This is a genomic window from Microvirga sp. RSM25 (genome assembly GCF_044784385.1).
GTDB classification, from domain to species: domain Bacteria; phylum Pseudomonadota; class Alphaproteobacteria; order Rhizobiales; family Beijerinckiaceae; genus Microvirga; species Microvirga tunisiensis.
This window is the reverse complement of the sequence record NZ_CP173039.1, coordinates 2,233,098-2,246,833: the sequence shown is the minus strand read 5'-3', so window position 1 is coordinate 2,246,833 and position 13,736 is coordinate 2,233,098. Positions and strand designations below refer to the sequence as shown.

15 protein-coding genes are annotated in these 13,736 nt (G+C 61.3%); 11 read left to right on the top strand and 4 right to left on the bottom strand.

The features are described 5' to 3' along the window. Positions 1 to 351 precede the first annotated feature (351 nt). Together ACD578_RS10575 and ACD578_RS10570 are read left to right on the top strand one after the other, a co-directional pair. Complete coding sequence (locus tag ACD578_RS10575) at positions 352 to 633, top strand: hypothetical protein (protein ID WP_404292878.1); 282 nt, start codon at positions 352 to 354, stop codon at positions 631 to 633. Between the two features lie 71 nt (positions 634 to 704). Continuing rightward, entirely contained in the window at positions 705 to 1,022 is a 318-nt protein-coding gene (locus ACD578_RS10570; protein ID WP_404292876.1) for a hypothetical protein, read from the top strand. 44 nt (positions 1,023 to 1,066) lie between these two features. Here the strand turns inward: ACD578_RS10570 and ACD578_RS10565 are convergent, their stop codons facing one another. Both ACD578_RS10565 and ACD578_RS10560 read right to left on the bottom strand, forming a co-directional pair. Then, positions 1,067 to 1,810 (bottom strand): hypothetical protein, encoded by a 744-nt coding sequence (locus tag ACD578_RS10565; protein WP_404292874.1) that lies wholly within the window; start codon positions 1,808 to 1,810, stop codon positions 1,067 to 1,069. After that, on the bottom strand, positions 1,807 to 2,256 hold the full coding sequence (locus ACD578_RS10560) for a hypothetical protein (protein WP_404292872.1): 450 nt from the start codon (positions 2,254 to 2,256) through the stop codon (positions 1,807 to 1,809). Before ACD578_RS10560 ends, ACD578_RS10565 begins: the two co-directional genes overlap by 4 nt. Before the next feature lie 181 nt (positions 2,257 to 2,437). Here ACD578_RS10560 and ACD578_RS10555 point away from each other — a divergent pair, with 181 nt between their 5' ends. Together ACD578_RS10555 and ACD578_RS10550 are read left to right on the top strand one after the other, a co-directional pair. Then, entirely contained in the window at positions 2,438 to 6,229 is a 3,792-nt protein-coding gene (locus ACD578_RS10555; protein WP_404292870.1) for an SIR2 family protein, read from the top strand. 566 nt (positions 6,230 to 6,795) lie between these two features. Then, positions 6,796 to 7,287: a DUF6130 family protein gene (locus tag ACD578_RS10550; RefSeq protein WP_404292868.1), complete on the top strand. Its 492-nt coding sequence runs from the start codon at positions 6,796 to 6,798 to the stop codon at positions 7,285 to 7,287. Between the two features lie 313 nt (positions 7,288 to 7,600). On the opposite strand, the gene ACD578_RS10545 is transcribed toward ACD578_RS10550, so the two are convergent. Then, a complete protein-coding gene (locus ACD578_RS10545; RefSeq protein WP_404292866.1) occupies positions 7,601 to 8,110 on the bottom strand; it encodes a MarR family winged helix-turn-helix transcriptional regulator in 510 nt (169 codons plus the stop codon). Between the two features lie 147 nt (positions 8,111 to 8,257). Between ACD578_RS10545 and ACD578_RS10540 the strand changes: the two genes are divergently transcribed. Continuing rightward, positions 8,258 to 8,779, top strand: a complete 522-nt coding sequence (locus ACD578_RS10540; protein WP_404292864.1) for a DUF6130 family protein — start codon at positions 8,258 to 8,260, stop codon at positions 8,777 to 8,779. A gap of 314 nt (positions 8,780 to 9,093) precedes the next feature. Here ACD578_RS10540 and ACD578_RS10535 read toward each other — a convergent pair whose 3' ends face one another. Beyond that, positions 9,094 to 9,567: a MarR family winged helix-turn-helix transcriptional regulator gene (locus ACD578_RS10535; protein ID WP_404293779.1), complete on the bottom strand. Its 474-nt coding sequence runs from the start codon at positions 9,565 to 9,567 to the stop codon at positions 9,094 to 9,096. Positions 9,568 to 9,747: 180 nt separating this feature from the next. Between ACD578_RS10535 and ACD578_RS10530 the strand changes: the two genes are divergently transcribed. The 6 genes from ACD578_RS10530 (at position 9,748) to msrA (ending at position 13,458) form a co-directional block, all read left to right on the top strand. Further along, the gene (locus ACD578_RS10530) at positions 9,748 to 10,143 is read left to right on the top strand and encodes an Ohr family peroxiredoxin (RefSeq protein WP_404292862.1); all 396 of its coding nucleotides are present in this window, start codon (positions 9,748 to 9,750) and stop codon (positions 10,141 to 10,143) included. Between the two features lie 128 nt (positions 10,144 to 10,271). After that, positions 10,272 to 11,333 carry a DUF3095 family protein gene (locus ACD578_RS10525; RefSeq protein ID WP_404292861.1) on the top strand — a complete coding sequence of 354 codons (1,062 nt, stop codon included), beginning with the start codon at positions 10,272 to 10,274 and terminating at the stop codon, positions 11,331 to 11,333. A gap of 129 nt (positions 11,334 to 11,462) precedes the next feature. Further along, positions 11,463 to 12,053 (top strand): hypothetical protein, encoded by a 591-nt coding sequence (locus tag ACD578_RS10520; RefSeq protein WP_404292859.1) that lies wholly within the window; start codon positions 11,463 to 11,465, stop codon positions 12,051 to 12,053. After that, positions 12,050 to 12,454, top strand: a complete 405-nt coding sequence (locus tag ACD578_RS10515) for a hypothetical protein (protein ID WP_404292857.1) — start codon at positions 12,050 to 12,052, stop codon at positions 12,452 to 12,454. Before ACD578_RS10520 ends, ACD578_RS10515 begins: the two co-directional genes overlap by 4 nt. A gap of 33 nt (positions 12,455 to 12,487) precedes the next feature. After that, positions 12,488 to 12,940 (top strand): peptide-methionine (R)-S-oxide reductase MsrB, encoded by a 453-nt coding sequence (gene msrB / locus ACD578_RS10510; RefSeq protein ID WP_404292855.1) that lies wholly within the window; start codon positions 12,488 to 12,490, stop codon positions 12,938 to 12,940. A gap of 2 nt (positions 12,941 to 12,942) precedes the next feature. Next, on the top strand, positions 12,943 to 13,458 hold the full coding sequence (msrA, locus tag ACD578_RS10505) for a peptide-methionine (S)-S-oxide reductase MsrA (RefSeq protein ID WP_404292853.1): 516 nt from the start codon (positions 12,943 to 12,945) through the stop codon (positions 13,456 to 13,458). The last annotated feature ends 278 nt before the right edge of the window (positions 13,459 to 13,736 follow it).

Genomic DNA, 13,736 nt, shown 5'->3' with positions numbered 1-13,736 from the left:
GAACCCCTCTCGGCCTCTTCCGATGTTGGTTAGACCCGGCGGGACGGCATGGTTCGCCATGAAAGGCGTGATCCTGTTCTGGCCGCGGATCGAGGGCCTAATCCGAAGCCCGATCTCAGGCCCTCCGCCCTGCTTGCCGCGGCTGCGTCAGCTCCTCGACGCATGGGTGTCAGGTGGGGTCGGACGGGACCAGCAGCGGCGCCATGGGACGATTTCCAGACCGGTCCGACCCGTCGCATCCGGTCAGAGGCGGATGGCCGGAAGCCTTGAAAACCCCGCGACAGAATGGGACCTTGGAGCCGTCACCTTCAGTCCCTTTCACACTTGAATAGCACGAGGACACCTTACCTCATGAGCCCTGAAGCCGATCTCGTCATCACCCTGAGACCAAGCCGCAGGGGCTTCTTCTTCGCCGCATGGGGCAGCGACGAGCTTCTATCCTGGCCCTCGCGGCAGGCGCATCTGGAGGCCGCCAGCGTGCTGCACCACAGCCGTGGCGTCGCCCCTGACAAGGTCATCGCTTTCAAGCACGGCGACGGTCCCATCACCCTGCGCGCCCTTCTCGCCGACCTCATCAGAGAGGCGCGCTCGCCCCAGACATGGCGCTCGGGCCTAACAGTCGTATCGCGCTGACGCTCTCCAGCACGGCCTTCAGGCCCATGTTATCGTGACCGATCAGCAGCGGACACGAGGAGAGACAGCCGGTGGCAGACCGTGAGCAGCAGGCCCTGATTCTGCGCGGGCCGGGCGGCCGGTTCCTGCCCGGTCAGCGGCCGGGGCCAGGACGCCCGAAGGGCACGCCCAACAAGTTCCCAGCCCGCTTTCTCGCCGATGCCCACGCGGTCTGGGAGACGCACGGTAGGGCCGCCCTGGAGAAACTCGCCGAGACCGATCCGGCGGCTTACGTGCACGTGATGGCGGCGGTGGCCATGCACACACGACCGCGAGCGCGTCCGATCTACGTCGATCCCGAACAGGACAGCATGGTCATCGAGGACGCACCCGACAGTCCCGGCGGCTGAGATTCGCTGTCTCGCCTGTTCGGAAAGCGACGCTCAGAGCCTCCTCAGAGCCTGACGTCTTCCCCCTGGTGCTGGAGCCAGAGGCGGCCCGCGAGCAACCGCACACGCGGGCTCTTGTGGCCCCGGAAGGCGGCGAGAAGGTTCTCCAGCACCCGCTCATGCACGAAGGCCCGGAGGTCACCTCCGCAGGTCTCGCAGGGCTCGCGGCCGGAGAGCCGGATCACGTCCGCCCATTCGGCCTCGGTGACCTGCATGAGCAGGGCGCAGGCGTCGATCTCGGCGAGGGACCAAGGACATTCCCCAGCAGCCTTCACGGCAGGAGCCGGGACAGGAACCGGTGTCCGGTCCCGCTCTGTCGGCATCGAGCGCAGCACCGTGCCGGTGGAGGTCATCCGCGTGCCGGGGCTAGGACCGGCCTTCCTCCCGCCCTTCGCCTTCCTGGGAGCCAGCAGGCGCTGCAGCAGGGTCGAGGCCGACCATGCCCGGGAGCCCCGGCGCAGGCGCTCGCGGCCTGACAGGGCCCAGTCTGCGTCGGTGAGGGCCAGGAGCGTGATGGGATCGGCGTGCGGATTGTCGATGAACCGTCCGAGAAGCTCGCCCTTCAGCCGGTCCCGCTCCTCAATCAGCAGGTAGCCGTGGCGGGCGAGAAGCTCGGTGCCGTCGATGCCGAGGCGGCGGGCAACGAAATCGAGCGGCACGAGGCCAGTGGCCGCGATCTTGAGCAGGGTGGGATCGAGCGGCTCGCGGCCGTCGTAGGGCCGGGTGCGGAGAGGTGTGCACAGGGTCATTGGTTGCCTGCCTCCCCGGCCGTGCCCTTGGCGGCGGCCATGTCGCGCTCCAGGCGGGCGATCTCGGCGTCGATCTCGGCCAGATTCATGTCGTTGATGTCGGACTCGCTGGTGCTCGGGGCCGGGGCCGCCTCGCGCCAGGAACGGACGCGAGGGCCGAGCAATGCCTGGTTGGCTCTCAGGCTGACGCCCAGGTCGGCGCGCTGGTGGGCCAACCACAACATGTTGTTCGAGGCTTCGATCAGGGCGAGGTCGGTTCCGTTGTCGATTTCGTTGCGGTAATGGCGCTTCAGATCGGCGCGGCTGATGCCGACGAGCGCGGCGATGCGGTCGAGAGAAAGATTGTTGAGTGTGCCCAAGACAACGAGGCGACGACTCTCGGCGGTGGGCGTGTGCGGGTCGTGGCCGTTGCCGCCGGACACGACGGTGAGGGCTCGTCGGGGCATGAACACCTCCTCGGGACGAACGTCGCGATGGGAGCGAGCATAGCACCGAATCGATTGGGGAGAGCTGTCGGGACGGCGTGACACTGTGGATGAGGATGCCCTCGCTCATATCGTCTGACGCAGTTGCGGGTTAGAACGATGCTCAGCCATTCAGCAAGCCGCAACCTCGATCCGTCCTGACATGAAATTTTTCCCGAACGGCCCAGACATACCCGATGACCTTCTCGTCGCTCGCGATGCTGGCGACGTCATCTTGTTTTGCGGAGCCGGTGTCAGCCAGCAGAGCGCGAAACTCCCGAATTTCCCCGTGTTGGCCGACCGGGTCATTCAAAGCCTGGGCGCGGCTCAGAACAGTCGCGCCCGTGCCCTGCTGAAAAAAGCATCTGAGATCAAGCCAATGCCAGATGTCGGCGGCCTCGTCGCAACCGACCGGGTGTTCGGACTTCTTGAGCAGGAATTCGAGGTGGCAGACGTTCGGGCGGCCGTTGCGGAAGCCATCGAGCCTGGGCCTGACGCCAAGTTCGACACCCACCGAGTGTTGCTCAATCTGGCCACCACGCACGGCGTCACCCGCTTGGTCACGACAAATTTCGATCTTCTGTTTGAGGCTTGCGACCCTACCTTGCCCAGTGCCGGGCCGCCGAACCTGCCCGATCCCCACAGTGACCGTGACTTTCGTGGCATCGTGCACCTGCATGGCCGTGTCGATGCTGACTATCGAGCAGCGCAGGATGAAGAGTTCGTCGTCTCAAGCGCCGACTTCGGCCGGGCCTATCTCTCGGTGGGTTGGGCAACGCGCTTCATCCAGAGGCTCCTGTCGCGGTACCAGATTCTCTTCGTTGGCTACACAGCTGACGATCCGCCCGTGCAGTATCTTCTGGAGGGGCTGAACCTCACCGCTGGTACGCGCAACAGACTCTACGCCTTCCAGAGCGGTGAGCAACGTTCTGCCATCGCCCTCTGGGAGCATCGGGGCGTTCAAGCCATCCCGTTCGACGCCAGCCAGGGCTTTACGCTCCTGTGGGATACGCTCTCGGCTTGGGCAGACCGGGCTCGAGACCCCCGACAATGGCATGAAGCGGTGCTTTCCCGAGCGGCAGTTGGTCCAGAACACCTCAGGCCGCACGAACGCGGACAGGTCGCCCATATCTTTTCAACCCCCGAAGGGGCTCGCCGCCTGACGACGGCGGCTCATCCGCTCCGCGCCGAATGGATACTCGTCGCCGATCCGGCCCAAAGATACGCCAACCCGGAGCGGCGCGGCTCGGAAGATGAAAATCTGACATCCTTCGATCCGTTTGACGCTCTCGGCCTCGATAGCGATCCGTCACCTCAGCCTGTCGACCCTGAAGACATCTTTAAGAAGCGAGACGTCCCTTCGGAGGCACTCGACGTTCTGGTGCCGAACCTCCTAGACCGAGAGCAGGGGCTCCATCGCTTTCGGTACGGGATACGCGGATCTTCCAGTCACTTCGACGCGGACCTTCCGCCTCGTTTGCTCGCTCTTGGAACGTGGGTGCGCCAAACAGCGCACGAACCTGTCGCATTATGGTGGGCCGCCCAGCAGCCTGGGTTACACCCCGCGATCACGCGGGACATCGAATGGCGCTTGCTCCGTGAAGCTCAACGCTTCCCCGATGCAATCCTGCGCGGATGGCGACTGCTTATTGCTGCGTGGCGCGATCAACGTGTCGACCCGATGATGCGGTGGTACGACATCGAACAAAGAGGCGAGCAGGAGGGTTGGACTTACTTTCTCGTCCGTGAACTTGTCCACCTGTACCGTCCCAAGCTGATCGTGGGTCCTGCTTCTAGCCTCGCGCATCCTCTTCTCTGGGCAAGCGAGGGGCCGCCTGATGACGTCATTCACGCCCACATTGACTATCCACGACCGCACAAGGGCGTCTCCGTGCCGGATGAGTTCTTGCCCTATGCGGTAGAGTGCTTTCGAGCCAACCTCGATCTTGCGCTTGCACTGGAGCGTGACATCGGCAGCTCCGATTGGGTCTACCTTTCGCCGAGTCGTGGGCCAGAGGGAAGTTCCGAGACGACGGGCTCGGATTATGGCCTGACAGGTCTCGTTGCCCGTTTTCAGAAACTCGTGACCCGCCTCGCGAGCGTAAACCGCGAGGCGGCTCTCAGTCAGATTCTTTCGTGGCCGACGCAGGACGATTTCGTTTTCGCACGCTTGCGGATCTGGGCAGCAGGCACCGGACTCCTGAATGCACGCGAAGCTGGAGCGGTGATTCTGACACTTTCTGAGCAGGCGTTCTGGGGCTTCGCGCACCAACGTGACCTGCTGTACGCGCTGAAGGATCGCTGGTTGGAACTTAACCCGGAAGACCGCGCGGCGTTAGAACGCCGACTCCTGACAGGGTCGCGTCCTCGTCCTGAGGACGTTAAAATAAGTGAAGAAGCGAGAACACACGCCCGGCTGGACCGACTGCACTGGTTGTCGTCCCATGGTGTGACGTTTAGCTTTGACATCAGTGAGACCCTGCGTGCACTCGGCGCGGCCGCCCCGAAATGGACGCCCGATAGCGGTGACACGGCGGCCGATTGGCATGAGTCGGAGGTCTACTCGGTTCCGACGGATAGCAGCCCGGGCCCGCTCGTTGAGACTCCAAGGCCGGACATTCTCCGTCTCGCGAAGGCCCTTGGGGGCTTTGATCCTGCCGCACGAACAGAACGTGATCCATTTCGTGGCCTCGCTGAGCACAAGCCATTACTCGCTCTAGGGGCTCTAACCCACGCGGCACGGTCTGGCGATGCACCACGATGGGCTTGGTCTGCGTTTTTGCGCACCGAAAGCCGAACCCGTGATCGAGTTCGGATGATCAGGGCGATTGCCGAACGTCTGATCAGGTTGCCCCCCGACAAGCTTGAGGACATTGCCTATCCGGTTTCCGAATGGATGGAAGCGATTGCAGACCGGTTTTACAGCGATGCGGCAGGCGTGCTTCCGAGTCTGTGGGCAGCTTTGATGGCCGCGCTTCGTGCCTCTGCGACCGAGCCACGTCACCGCGATGATCGCTCCTGGGCAAATGACGCCCTGAATGCGCCGGTTGGAAAGTTATATGACTTCCTGGGCAAGGGTCTTGCCAAGAATAATCTAGTGGTGGGAGGTGGCCTTCCTCGCGACTGGGCCCATCGCGTTGAGGACTTACTTGCTCTGCCAGGAGACATGCGGCGGCACGCGCTGGTCATGCTGGCTCATCGATTGGATCTGCTGTACGCGGTTGATCCCCACTGGACTGCGCAGCATCTGCTTGCGCATGTGGCGGACCAAGGACCTGATGGCGATGCCATCTGGGATGGCATCATGTGGTCACCGAGCGTTTCAGGAAAGCTCTATCCTTCCTTGAAGGGCACGCTGGTTAAACGTGCTACGGCTCGGCAACGGCGTCGACGCGAGGAGAGCACGGTTCTCGCCGGACTGCTCCTACACGGTTGGGCTTTGAGAACCCCATCGGACGAGCCCCTGGTCAGTGATATAGAGTTGAGAGAAGTCCTGATCCACGCTGATGATCAGTTCCGCCAGCGGCTCCTCTGGAAACTTGAGCAATGGTGTTCAGAGCCGGACAGCAATTTGAGAAACCGGGTCGAACCCTTTTTCGCCCATGTCTGGCCTAAGCAGCGAGCCCTGCGCACGCCGGAAATATCTGGACATTTGGCGAACTTTGCGCTGGCAAGTGGCGACCTCATGCCGAGCGTTGTTCAACTGATCCTGCCTAGGCTCGTGCCCACACGGGATGCGCCGCTCCGATTGTGCCTAGAGGACCTAGAGCCGGATGGGCATCCTGCCATCGCGCATCCGTCCGCGACGCTCGATCTGCTGTGGGCTGTGCTCGGTGAGGACACGGCGGCGTGGCCTAACCGCATCGAGCCGGTCCTGGACGTCCTGGCGCAGACGCAAGAGACCGCATCCGATGCGAGATTGTCCGAACTCCGGCGACGCCTTGATCTGTCCTAAAGCTCCGTTCCTGCTGGGCATCTGATCTGAATTAACGAACAAACGCTCGCATTGCTCAAGCGTCTGATTGATGACAGATAGCGGACGGTCAGACACCTCCACTCTATATCTCGGGTTGACCCACGCGGGCGTCGGCTCACGTCACAAGCTCGGAGCCTGGGATCGGAGCAGCTAGGGCACGTATCCACGTTGCGATCAGCGCTTGCCACCTTGCGGAGCGAAATGGTTGCGATGGGCGCTACAATTTCTGCGAATGCAGTGATCCCGCTTATTGACTTTGACAGAGCTACCAAGTATCATTCTTCTGCGAGAATGCCTCAGTGCGCTCACGCGAGACACAGTGCGGTCGCCCTGCTCACCCAAGAGCGCATCATCAACGCTAGCAAAAGAATACGTCTGTGCGTTGACGAAAGAAGCATCCCAAGCCTGAGAAGTGTAATCAGCATGACGGGTGGTCGGCCGATCCGACCGCTGCTTGCGCCGTTGGCATGCCTATCGCTGCCAACTCCAATGGTACGACCTACACCCTTCAATGAGTTCAATCAGAGCTTTAAAGGAGGAGTGCCATGACCCTGCTAATCAAGACGCTTGCCGCTGTCGCCGCTGGAACCATGCTCGCTACGAGCGCCTTCGCCCAGAGCGCAAGGGAGGTCCGCGGCGCTTCACCGTTCGAGACCATCGAGAACGAACCCCCAGCCAAATTGATTATGGACCCACCGCTTCCCCCGGCGCTGGCCCAGGGCCAATTCCTGTCCCAGTACCGGGTGGAGAACGTGCGTCTTTTACAGGCGTTCGGGCAGGGCGCCCTCAGCGTGTCCCCACGCGTCGGGCATCTGCACATCAACGTCAACGACCTGCCTTGGTTGTGGGCGGATGCGAGCGACAACAATACAGTCGACATAGCTGGTTTTCCGCCCGGCGAGCACAAGGTGAAGATCGACTTGGTCGACGCTAACCACGAGGTCTTAAATGGACAATCGGTGACGCATACGTTCACCGTGCCTCCCATGGTTGCCAAGCCCAAAACAGGGATGGGGCAAGTGCACATGCACAAATAGCTCTGCATCGCTCGCGACAATCAGAGATGCAGCTTCCTTGCCTGCGCCGACTAAAACGCAAAAACCCGCCCCACTTGGGCGGGTTTTTGTTCTTTCATAACTAACGTACCGACGTTTTGATTGGGCGCAGAGGATACTTCTCAGTGGTTCGGCGAGCAACCGGCCATGCTGAGGTGTGCTCCATGGTGGTCGGTCCCAAGACCGCGAACGGCCGCTGCCCGCTATGAGCCGACAGTAAGGCGAAAGATATTTTTACTGGGATCGTCGGCTTTGCCTGCGCTACACAGAGGATGACCCGCTGGTTGCAGGTTGCTCACTCGCTTGCATCCAGCTCAGCGCGCGTGGCACGCAGGAGGTTGTCACGGATGCTTGCCACAGTTTTCTGCGCTGCGGGAAAGTCCTCGCCAAGTCCGGTGGCTTCAACCAGCGATGCGCCCGGATCCATTTCAAGCAGTTGGCGGCCCCCGGGCGTCAGGCTCACCCGCACCTGCCGTTCGTCGGCGGGGTCACGTTGACGTCGGATGTAGCCGATCGACTCAAGTTTCTTGAGGATGGGCGTCAGCGTGTTGGATTCCAGGAACATCTTCTCGCCCAGTGCCCCGACGGTCTGGTTGTCCTCCTCGGAGAGCGCCACCAGGGCGATGTACTGGGTGTACGTCAGGCCAAGCTTATCCAGGACCGGCTTGTACGCACGGCCAAAGGCCAGATTCGCGGAATAGATCGCGAAGCACAGATAATTCGCAAGCTTTTGGCCTTCTCCATTGGCCTTCGGGGAACGGGATCCAGGCTGGTCTGGGGTCTTCGCTGTTCGTGTCTTGGACATGGGTATTTCTAGGCCTTTGCTGTTCGGCTTCTATATAAATCGCATCCGATTAAATCGGAAGTGCTTGACATAGGATTTTCCAAGGAGTATTTCAATCGCATCCGAATTAAGCGGATACGATCTAATCTAATCAGAAAGGATTTTGCTATGACTGCCAAGGTTCGTGACATGACCCTACTCATCAAGACGCTTACCGCTGTGGCCGCTGGAACTATGCTCGCTACGAGCGCCTTCGCTCAGAGCGCAAGGGAGTTCCGCGGCCCTTCACCGTTCGAGACCTCCTTTGGTGTCCCCATCCAGAACGAGCCCCCTGCCAAATTGATTATGGACCCACCGCTTCCCCAGGCGGTGGCCCAGGGCCTATTCCTGTCCCAGTACCGGGTGGAGAACGTGCGTATTGTACAGGCGTTCGGCCCGGGCGCCCTCACCGTATCCCCACGCATCGGGCATCTGCACGTCACCGTCGACGACCTGCCCTGGACGTGGGCGGATGCGAGTGACAACGGTACAATCGACGTAGGCGGGTTTCCGCCCGGCGAGCACAAGGTGAAGATCGACTTGGTCGACGCTAACCACGGGATCTTAAATGGACAATCGGTGACGCATACGTTCACCGTGCCTGCCATGACTGGCGAACCAGGGATGGGGCAAGTGCACATGCACAAATAGCTCTGCATCGCTCGCGACAATCAGAGATGCAGCTTCCTTGCCTGCGCCGACTAAAACGCAAAAACCCGCCCCACTTGGGCGGGTTTTTTGTTCTTTCATAACTAACGTACCGACGTTTTGATTGGGCGCAGAGGATACTTCTCAGTGGTTCGGCGAGCAACCGGCCATGCTGAGGTGTGCTCCATGGTGGTCGGTCCCAAGACCGCGAACGGCCGCTGCCCGCTATGAGCCGACAGTAAGGCGAAAGATATTTTTACTGGGATCGTCGGCTTTGCCTGCGCTACACAGAGGATGACCCGCTGGTTGCAGGTTGCTCACTCGCTTGCATCCAGCTCAGCGCGCGTGGCACGCAGGAGGTTGTCACGGATGCTTGCCACAGTTTTCTGCGCTGCGGGAAAGTCCTCGCCAAGTCCGGTGGCTTCAACCAGCGATGCGCCCGGATCCATTTCAAGCAGTTGGCGGCCCCCGGGCGTCAGGCTCACCCGCACCTGCCGTTCGTCGGCGGGGTCACGTTGACGTCGGATGTAGCCGATCGACTCAAGTTTCTTGAGGATGGGCGTCAGCGTGTTGGATTCCAGGAACATCTTCTCGCCCAGTGCCCTGACGGTCTGGTTGTTCTCCTCGGACAGCGCCACTAGGGCGATGTACTGGGTGTACGTCAGGCCAAGCTTGTCCAGGATTGGCTTGTACGCGCGATTAAAGGCCAAGTTCGCCGAGTAGATCGCGAAGCATAGGAAATTCGAAAGCTTCTTGCCTTCCCTCGTGCCCTGCGGGGACTTGGAGGGCATGTCGGTGGTCTTCGGTCTTGGTTGGCGGGGCATGGGCTTCTCCGAGGGTTACGTTGCTGCACTCAATATAAATCGTATCCGATTAAATCGGAAGTGCTTGACATAGCCCTTTCCTGAGCCTATTTAGATCGCATCCGAATTGATCGGATGCGATCTAAATTGTTCAGAAAGGATAGTGCCATGACTGCCAAGGTTCTGTTCACCGGAAAGACCCACAACACGAGCGGCCGCGACGGCGGGACGCGCAGCAGCGACGGCCTCCTCGACCTCAAGCTGTCACAGCCGCACCCAGCCGCCGAAAACCTCTTCGGTGCCGCCTGGTCGGCCTGCTACATGGGCGCGCTCGAGCATGCCGCCGCTCAAAGGAAGATCACCCTCCCGACCGCACCGGCGGTTGACGCCGAGATCGACCTGGTCCTCGACAGCGGCTCCTACTTCCTGCGTGCACGCCTCAACGTCAGCCTGCCGGGTGTCGACCACGAGGTTGCGCAGACGCTGGTCGATGCAGCGCACGAGATCTGCCCGTACTCGAAGGCGACGCACGGCAACATCAATGTCGAGACCAACCTTCTCTGAACCGGATCGGCCGGGCCTGCCTTATCGGCTGGCCCGGCTCCCTCGGACGAGGCGCATTGGAGACCTGCACCCCATCGGCAAGGCGTGACGCCACGTTTGCCGTTGCACGCTGATCTGGAGAACCCTCAATGGTCAACAGCCCTGCACACCCTCCCCAAGCATATAGTGAGTTCTCGTCGGTGCTCGACCCTTCCATCTATGAGCCCTTGCCCGATGATTGGCTCATCGGGATCACGGACGTCATTGACTCGACCCTAGCCATCGGAGCGGGGCGCTATAGAGACGTCAACTACGCAGGTGCCTCTGTAATTGCCGCTCTTGGCAATGCGTGGGGTACGTTCGATTTCCCGTTCGTGTTTCGTGGCGATGGGGCTGCATTTGCGTTGCCGCCACAGGGCATCATGGTCGCGACCTCGGTGCTCCGACAGGTTGCGAGCTTTGCAACAACCAACCTTGGTCTCGCTCTTCGAGTTGGGCTGCTGCCTGTGAGCGAGATACGTGCCCGGGGACGTGACGTGAGAATTGCCCGATATGCAGCCTCGGAAAAAGCAACCTATGCGATGTTCGCCGGGGGAGGGCTGAAATGGGCGGAGCAGCAAATGAAGAGTGGGCGGTATCTGGTAGAGCCGGATCAGCACACGACCACGCCGGACCTGACTGGGCTTACCTGTGACTGGACCCCCATTCCAAGCCAGCAGGGCGAGATTCTATCGCTGCTGGTCGAGCCTCATGATCATACCAGCCCAGAAGTCTTTGCTGCGCTTGGCAGGCGTGTGCTTGCCATTTTCGACGCTGGGCCGCGCCAATCTCATCCTGTTCCAGTCGACATGGCCATTCCTGAGAACGCCGAGACGTATCTTGATCCGAAAAGTTGGTCAGGGGTCGCCGCGAACTCGGACTTTCGCAAATACGACGATGCCTTGCGTCTGACGCTCGACTGCACCTCCGAACAAATCGACACCGCTGAAGCCATACTTGTTGCGGCAAAGGCGCGTGGCGAGATCAACTTCGGACTGCACCGCCAGTCTCATGCACTCATGACCTGTCTTGTGCCGTCCGGCAGGCCGGATGCGCATCTGCATTTTCTCGACGGAATGGGCGGTGGGTATGCAAAAGCCGCCGAGATGATGGAGACAGGTGAGCACCTCATGATCGTGGGCGCTGGCGGGAAGACCGCGATGTCCGCCTGAGGCGGTGCTGCAAGCCGCCGTCCTGAAGGTTTGGCCTTCCACAATAACTGAATGCCAGTGCGCTCGCGCTTCCGTGCGGTGTCGCGCTGCGGTTTTTGAGGTGCCAAGTGCACAAACGGGAAACCCACAATGAACAATGCCGCAATCCATCGTGAGTTCGCGGATGCGCGTGATCAACTGACCGGACTGTACCAGCCTGATATCGGCAGCTCCACCCTTGGGGGAGAGGCTGCAGGCAGCCCGCCGCGCGAGCGCATCCTGATCGTCGCGACCAATGCAGACTTTCAAAGCAGCCTCGCCCTGGTGCTCGGCGAGGCTGGCTTCAAGGTGATGACCGCCACCACAGGGGAACAGGCGTTTCGCCTTCTCCGCGACTGGCGGCGCCCGATCGACTGGCTCTACACCCAGGCCATCCTGCCAGGGCTGATCGACGGCTGGATCCTTGCCGACCAGCATCGCGACAACCACCCGGACCGGCCCGCGATCATCGGCGCGCGCGAGGTTGGCTGCTCTGCGCAGGGAGACATCGCCTTGAAGGAACCGACAGCGGCGGTCCTACTGGGCGCTGTCCGCCATATCACCGTGTCGGCGCAACCCCAAGCCTGGTCGAACCCGTTAGCGCCGACCCGAAGAGCCTTGCCGCATGGGAAGGCGCCAACTGACACGGATGACCCGAGGATGGGTCATCAAAGCAGGGCGATTTTTAGGAGACGCACGTGACATCTAAGCAAGGAGCGGCGCAACGCGCCGCACGCTGGGATGAGAACTCCCTTTCGTTGGACCTCTGTACCGATGAAATTGAGCAACGGATGATCCGGGCCTACATCCAGCTTGTGTTCCGGCCGTACGATGCCGACGGCTCCCGATCCGTCATGGCGATGCGATTCGGAACGCTTGAGGTGCAGCTCACCGAACTTCTACCGGACAGCGTCGCATCTGGTATACCGCCGTTCTGGTTGGAGGTCTTCTCCGTTGCAGGCCATGAATCCATCGACAGCTACGCGTGCTTCGAATTCGGCGAGATCGAACTGGCGTCGGCAGTCAACCTCGTGCTGGAGGCGGCGAGGGCACTGCCGTTGCGGCCGAGCGCCCAGCCGGAACCGCCGGGACATTTAATCTGACACTTTACCCCCTCAACTAAAGGAGAACGGCCGATGAAAGCCTATCACAAGAACCCCGAGGCCGTGTCCTGTCTGACCCCGGAACAGTATCGGGTGACGCAGCAGGACGGCACCGAGCGGCCCTTCGGCAATGCGTACTGGGACAACAAGGAACCCGGGCTGTATGTTGACGTCGTGTCGGGCGAGCCCCTGTTTGCCTCGTTCGACAAGTACGACAGCGGCAGCGGCTGGCCTAGCTTCGTCAAACCGCTCGATGCCGGAAACATCGTCGAGCGCCGCGACACGAGCTACGGCATGGTGCAAACCGAGGTGCGGTCGGCCCAGGGCGACAGCCATCTGGGACACGTGTTTTCCGATGGACCATCTGAGGCTGGCGGATTGCGCTACTGCATCAACTCGGCCTCGCTACGTTTCATCCATCACGATGACCTGGACAGCGAGGGCTACGGCGAGTTTCGCGGGCTCTTTGTAGCAAAAGGAGAATGAACATGACTGGTGTAACTGAGCGGGCCATCTTGGCCGGGGGCTGCTTCTGGGGCATGCAGGATCTCATCCGGCGCCTCCCCGGTGTCGTCTCCACCCGCGTCGGGTACTCCGGCGGGGACGTGCCGAGCGCGACCTACCGCAACCACGGCACGCACGCCGAGGCGATCGAGATCATCTTCGACCCGGAGAAGACAAGCTTCCGCGACCTGCTGGAGTTCTTCTTCCAGATTCACGACCCGAGCACGAAGAACCGGCAGGGGAATGACCTCGGCCTGAGCTACCGCTCGGCGATCTTCTACACCTCGGACGAGCAGCGGCGGGTGGCCGAGGACACGATCGCCGATGTCGATGCCTCGGGCTTGTGGCCAGGCAAGGTCGTCACGGAACTCGCCCCTGCGGGTGACTTCTGGGAGGCGGAGCCGGAGCATCAGGACTATCTCGAGCGGCTTCCGAATGGCTACACCTGCCACTTCGTCCGCCCCGGCTGGAAGCTGCCACGCCGCGGAGACGCCGAGTAGAACCCGCAACATATGGCCGCCGCAGACTGGTTTTAACCGGTGATCCAGTTTGGGACGCCCCGCCGGATCCGACCATAACTCTGGACAATAAGCCATGGACCGCAACAATGAACGAGGCACGGCGGCGGCCACTACCGCCGTGCTCGTGCTGATCGTGACGGTCGGCGTGCTCTACCTGCCGCTGTTCGTCTGATGGTGGATGACAGGAAAGCGGAGTTTGCAGGCTCTGCGGGCCAAGAGATCAGGGTTATAGCCCCGATCGCGCCAGACCACCTTCA